We start from the raw sequence: 5,482 nt of genomic DNA on the forward strand, positions 1-5,482 counted from the left end.
TACATTAAGGGTGGATTCCCGAGTGGCCAAAGGGGGCAGACTGTAAATCTGTTGGCACCGCCTTCGAAGGTTCGAATCCTTCTCCACCCATTAAGCCTTATCATTGGCTAAGCCGATGTGGCTCAATTGGCAGAGCAGCTGATTTGTAATCAGCAGGTTATCGGTTCGAGTCCGATCATCGGCTTTCAATTTCATAATTATCGCGGGGTGGAGCAGTCTGGAAGCTCGTCGGGCTCATAACCCGAAGGTCACAGGTTCAAATCCTGTTCCCGCTATTTTGCCCAGATAGCTCAGTTGGTAGAGCAGAGGACTGAAAATCCTCGTGTCGCTGGTTCGATTCCGGCTCTGGGCATTTACCTTGTAAAGGTAACGAACGGCTGGTTAGAAAAAGCCTGAGCGATTTACTCTGCAACATTGTGCAAAGTAAATGCAAAACTGCATATGGGGTATTAGCTCAGTTGGTAGAGCACTTGACTTTTAATCAAGTTGTCCGGGGTTCGAATCCCCGATGCCTCACTACTTTTTAAGAACACTATCATTTCGATAGTGTTTTTTTATTGCCTAAGTTCTTTTTATATTGATGCCCGCATATATTATAGTACATGCGTAGTAGTGGGACGTGCGCAATCCCGGCTTCTTGGCATGGAAGAATTAAGGAGGGCATTATGAAGAAAATAAGAGAGAGTTTTCATATGATCGCTGCTGCTGTATTTTGTCTTGTGATGAGTGTCAAAGCAACTGTTTTAAAAGAAATGGGACAGGCTGTGGGGCTTAGTGAGGGAGTTCTTGGATATGTTCCTGGAGCTCGGAATGCGGCGGGAAATACAACAGATTCTTCTATGTACAGAACTGCGTCAGAACATGATAATTATATAAGGAAGGTTTTCTTCTGGATGAGAGGTCCGGGTGACAGGAGTGTGGATGCATTAGAGGGGATTCCGCCGATTATGCAGAATGTGATCCTTCAGGAATAAATGCAGATAAAAATACCGTTTCTCTGCTTCTTCGGATAAAGCAGAGAAACGGTATAAAGTCTGAGATCAGGAGTTCTGGAATGTAACATTGATCGTGCAGATCTCACTGTTGGTGCCAACTCGCATGGCTGGTCCCCAGACACCGGATCCGGAAGTGACGATGTTGTGCATGGATCCTTTTTGGAGATAGCCACAGGGATTTTCCCACAGGAATTTGATCGTTATGTTTCCCGGGAATGTCTGTCCATCGTGCGTGTGGCCACAGAGATCAAGATCAACACCTGCATCTGCAATTTCCTGGAGTTCTTTTGGCTGATGGTCAATAAATATAATTGGTTTATCCTTGTCCAGCTTCTCGGTAAGCTGGGCAGGGGTTTTTCTTTTTTCTTCTATTTTTTCTATCAGGGAAGCGTCTTTACGGCCGACTACGTAGAAACTGTTGTCGATCAGGACGGCTTCATCTTCCAGAAGCTGAATATTGCTGTCTTTTAGAAATTCCCTCATGCGTGGATCTTTGAGGCTCTCAGCCCCTTCTTTGCCAGGATTAAAAGTAAAACCAGCAAGGATTGGCTCATTCAGATCATGATTTCCCCAACAGGCATAAACACCGTAACGGGAGTTGATCTTGCGTAGGATTTTTTTGACCTTTTTGGGCTCGTGGATCGCTTCGTATTCATTATCAAAAATATCTCCGGCAATGCAGACAAGATCAGGATTTTGTTTGTTTATTTTTTTTACGATCTCTTTTGCATGGATAGTACCGGCATTGTAGCCGAAATGTGTATCGGCGATGAGCACGATTTTCAGGGAATCGAGTTCGCCGGCGGATTTATCAACAGTAACTTCATAAGGCGTTACATTAATGTGTTTGGCATGATAGATGCCGCGGATACTGATCAGCAGAACACTAAAGATGCAGATCGCTCCGGCAATCGCAAACGCAACACGTGAATGGATCCAGGATGCATGGAAAACGTATTTGAGGATCAGTCTTATGATGTCCGCACTCAGCACGATCATCAGAATATACATAAAGATCCCAAGAAAATAGTTGCTGGTGACTTTGAGGATCCTGTGCAGGGAAGCTGGTTTTTTTATCAAAAATCCTGTCAGTGGGGTGGTGGAGATCAGAACGTAGACGATCGCCAGAATAACCCGAAAAACAGTTGACTGAAATAGATGATGACAGTTTCCGATCCACAGGTAACTCCACCGGAGTACATAAAGGTTAAGTAATATATAGACTGGTGCCAGATAAATTGCAAGCATAAAAAAAGCACCTCCTTTTTGTTATAAGTAAGCAGTCCTATTGATATGCCCTATAGTATAGTATGAATAAGATGCGCTGTCAAAAACTGAACGGAAATATTTATAAAAGATGAAAAAAGGACATATATTAGGATAAAACACTGGCTGGATGAGCATTATGAAAAGAAAAAGTGTTTTTAATCTGTCGAAGATCCTGGTGTTTGCGCTGCTTCCGTACTTGTCGGTGAGTGTGATCAATGGAAGTGAGAGGATATTACTGAATTACAGACCAGATTCGGAGGTATATCTGACGGCAGTTCTTTCGTGTCAGATTTCACCGGATTATGAGTTACAGACGGTGGAAGCACAGGCGGTCATTGCGAGAAGTAATCTTTTCAGGAAATTTGCGGAGGAGGAAAATCGGTTGGATGTGTTGAGAGAAATGGGGAAAAGTATAAAGAATCAGTGGAAATGGTGGATATCTGATGAGATTTATGAAGATGCTGTGGAAAATACAGAAGGGAAAGTTCTGCTTGTGGATGGAAAACTGGATCTTGTTCCATATCACGAGATCAGTGGTGGCACGACCAGAGACGGGGAGACTGTGTTTGGAAGTTCAGAGTATCAATATCTGAAATCTGTGGACAGCAGTGCAGACAAAAATTCCCCGGACTATTTCAGCAGTACATATATTTCGGAGCGGCAGCTGCCAAAAGAATTAGAAATAAAAGAACGGGATTCTGCAGGCTATGTGCTGAGTCTTCAGGCTGATGACAAAATTCTGGAGGGAGAAATGTTTGCATTGGGAATGGGACTTCCATCGTCGAATTTTTCCATACAGAAAACAGGGAGTAAAGTTCGTTTCCTGTGCAGAGGAAAAGGTCATGGACTTGGCTTTTCTCAGTATGGCGGAAATGAACTTGCAAAAGATGGAAGTTTGTGGGAAGAGATTCTGGAAGAATATTTTCCGGAAATGGAAATAAGTACATATGACAGAAACGATTTACTGTGAAGAAAGCGAACAGCAATAACATGATTTATTCTGTGCAAAGTTGAATAATACGTCATATTTCGGGAATGCTATAAATACAAAAATGATTATTGGCAGAGGTGAATGGAATATGACAAAAAACAGAATCGTAAAGTACGCCGCAAACACTGCTCTCCTTGCTGTCCTGGCAGCGGCGGGAATTGGAGTTTATCAGATCGGTACTTATACTCCAGACAAGGAAATTCAGGAAGAACTGCAGACAGATCAGAGCGAAGACACAGAAGAGACACCGATGGTGGATGCAGACACCAGTCTGGTTGACGCGGAGATCAGCGATACGACAGGGCAGAACGATACAGCAGAAGAAAAAATCACTCAGACGCTCACTGACAGTACAGACAGTTCAGAAAAAACTTCAGACAGTGTTTTTACAAATGAAGTAACCACAGAAACCGCGAATGCAGCAAATGCGGTGGAGGATTCCATGACGGATCAGGAAAAAGTCACAGATGTTTCCGCAAGTGCACTGAGTGCTCCGAAACTTAGTTTTTCCGAAGATACGCTGATGGAATGGCCGGTACACGGAACGATCCTTCTGGATTATAATATGGATCAGACGGTTTATTTTCCGACCCTGGATCAGTATAAACTGAGCCCTGCGATCGCAGTTCAGGCAGTGGAAGGTGCACCGGTGACCGCAGCAGCAGATGGAACGGTTTATTCGATCGAAGAAGACGCACAGACGGGAACAACCCTGACGATGGAGCTTGGAAGCGGATATCAGGCAGTTTACGGACAGCTCAAAGACCTCTGTGTGGAGGAGGGCGACACAGTAACAGAAGGAACTGTGATCGGCTATGTCAGTGCGCCGACGAAATATTACAGCAAAGAAGGAAATAATCTTTATTTTGCAATGAAAAAAGACGGCAAGCCGATCGATCCGATCGCCTATCTTCCGTAAACGGGATAATTACAATTATTCACAAAATATAAAACACAACGTATAATAAAGCAGGTGGGAATCAGCGGTAAAAAATTCGCAGTCGATATTCTCCTACCTGCTTTTTGAATGTATATAGAAGTGAAATACAATTTAAATCGGCTGCTTTTTATAGAGACAAAAGAGGATAAAATACTTTATGAATTACACATATATCGTTCAATGTGCAGACGGGACACTGTATACAGGATGGACGAACTGCCTGCAGAAGCGGCTCAAAGCCCATAATGAGGGAAAAGCCGGAGCGAAGTATACCAGAAGCAAAAGACCGGTAAAACTGGTCTATTATGAAGGTTTTGAAACAAAAGAAGAAGCAATGCGCAGAGAATATGCGATCAAACAGCTTACAAGAAAACAAAAATTAAACCTGATGGAATTCTGAAAGTACTGTAACAGGCAGAAAAATACCCTGCCATCAGAATGGCAGGGTGGAAATAAAGCAATACATGAGGATAAAGTGGCAGGCACTTCCAAGCATAACGAAAACATGAAAGATCTCATGTGAACCGAAATTCCTGTGTCTGGAATTAAATAATGGAAGTTTCAGACCATAGATGATACCGCCGATCGTGTAAATAATGCCGCCCGCAAGCAGCCATCCGAAACCTGCTCTCGGGAGGGAGTGAAAGATCGGAACAAAAGCCAGTACACAGAGCCAGCCCATTCCGATATAGAGAACGGAGGACAGCCATTTCGGGCAGGTGATCCAGAGTCCCTTGAGCAGCATGCCAAGGATTGCAACAGCCCATACAAGTCCGCAGAGGATATAGCCAATACGGTTATGCAATGCAATGAGGCAGACAGGAGTATAGCTTCCGGCGATCATGACGAAGATCATCATGTGATCCATCTTTCGGAGCCGGCGGTTGACTTTCTCTGTAGAGTCTACAGAATGATAAACGGTACTGGCTGTATAAAGAAGGATCATGGTAAGTATGAACACAGCCAGAGCTGCGATATGCAGTGGTGCTTCCTCACCGGATGCAGCTTTGAGAAGAAGCGGTGCAGCACCCGCGATCGCCAGAAGTCCTGCAACACCGTGCGTGATCGCACTCCAGGGATCTTTTAATTTAAGTTTCATAATAAACACCTCCAGTGTTAAAAACAGGTAAATAATAAAAAACCAATCACGTAGTAATTAATACTACATATTAAGTATATTGAAACTATACTGCATTTATACATAAAAGTAAAGAGCTAATTTAGGAATTTTAGGATAATAAGCGGGAATCCTCGGCAATTCAATTACCGAGATGAAAGCGCAGGAGT

The 5,482-nt window shown here is 43.5% G+C and carries 6 protein-coding genes and 5 tRNA genes; 9 read left to right on the plus strand and 2 right to left on the minus strand.

Translation table 11 applies throughout. The features are described from left to right. The first annotated feature begins 8 nt into the window (after positions 1-8). The 6 genes from DXC01_RS19530 (at position 9) to DXC01_RS19555 (ending at position 974) form a co-directional block, all read left to right on the plus strand. Positions 9-90, plus strand: a tRNA-Tyr gene (locus DXC01_RS19530). Between the two features lie 21 nt (positions 91-111). Next, positions 112-184: transfer RNA gene (locus DXC01_RS19535), tRNA-Thr, on the plus strand. 17 nt (positions 185-201) lie between these two features. Beyond that, positions 202-275: transfer RNA gene (locus tag DXC01_RS19540), tRNA-Met, on the plus strand. 4 nt (positions 276-279) lie between these two features. Beyond that, positions 280-352: transfer RNA gene (locus DXC01_RS19545), tRNA-Phe, on the plus strand. A gap of 91 nt (positions 353-443) precedes the next feature. Then, positions 444-516: transfer RNA gene (locus DXC01_RS19550), tRNA-Lys, on the plus strand. Positions 517-665: 149 nt separating this feature from the next. Next, the gene (locus DXC01_RS19555; RefSeq protein WP_118699659.1) at positions 666-974 is read left to right on the plus strand and encodes a hypothetical protein; all 309 of its coding nucleotides are present in this window, start codon (positions 666-668) and stop codon (positions 972-974) included. 66 nt (positions 975-1,040) lie between these two features. Here DXC01_RS19555 and DXC01_RS19560 read toward each other — a convergent pair whose 3' ends face one another. After that, positions 1,041-2,243 (minus strand): metallophosphoesterase, encoded by a 1,203-nt coding sequence (locus DXC01_RS19560; RefSeq protein WP_118699660.1) that lies wholly within the window; start codon positions 2,241-2,243, stop codon positions 1,041-1,043. A 157-nt stretch (positions 2,244-2,400) separates the two neighbouring features. On the opposite strand from DXC01_RS19560, the gene DXC01_RS19565 reads away from it, so the two are divergent. The 3 genes from DXC01_RS19565 (at position 2,401) to DXC01_RS19575 (ending at position 4,595) form a co-directional block, all read left to right on the plus strand. Then, positions 2,401-3,234 carry a SpoIID/LytB domain-containing protein gene (locus tag DXC01_RS19565; RefSeq protein WP_022213442.1) on the plus strand — a complete coding sequence of 278 codons (834 nt, stop codon included), beginning with the start codon at positions 2,401-2,403 and terminating at the stop codon, positions 3,232-3,234. A 109-nt stretch (positions 3,235-3,343) separates the two neighbouring features. Beyond that, the gene (locus DXC01_RS19570; protein ID WP_118254708.1) at positions 3,344-4,174 is read left to right on the plus strand and encodes a M23 family metallopeptidase; all 831 of its coding nucleotides are present in this window, start codon (positions 3,344-3,346) and stop codon (positions 4,172-4,174) included. Positions 4,175-4,352: 178 nt separating this feature from the next. Continuing rightward, positions 4,353-4,595: a GIY-YIG nuclease family protein gene (locus DXC01_RS19575; protein WP_118254713.1), complete on the plus strand. Its 243-nt coding sequence runs from the start codon at positions 4,353-4,355 to the stop codon at positions 4,593-4,595. A gap of 33 nt (positions 4,596-4,628) precedes the next feature. Here the strand turns inward: DXC01_RS19575 and trhA are convergent, their stop codons facing one another. After that, entirely contained in the window at positions 4,629-5,294 is a 666-nt protein-coding gene (gene trhA, locus DXC01_RS19580; RefSeq protein WP_118254718.1) for a PAQR family membrane homeostasis protein TrhA, read from the minus strand. Positions 5,295-5,482 lie beyond the last annotated feature (188 nt).

The organism is Blautia sp. OM07-19 (genome assembly GCF_003481595.1).
Taxonomy (GTDB): Bacteria; Bacillota; Clostridia; order Lachnospirales; family Lachnospiraceae; genus Blautia_A; species Blautia_A intestinihominis.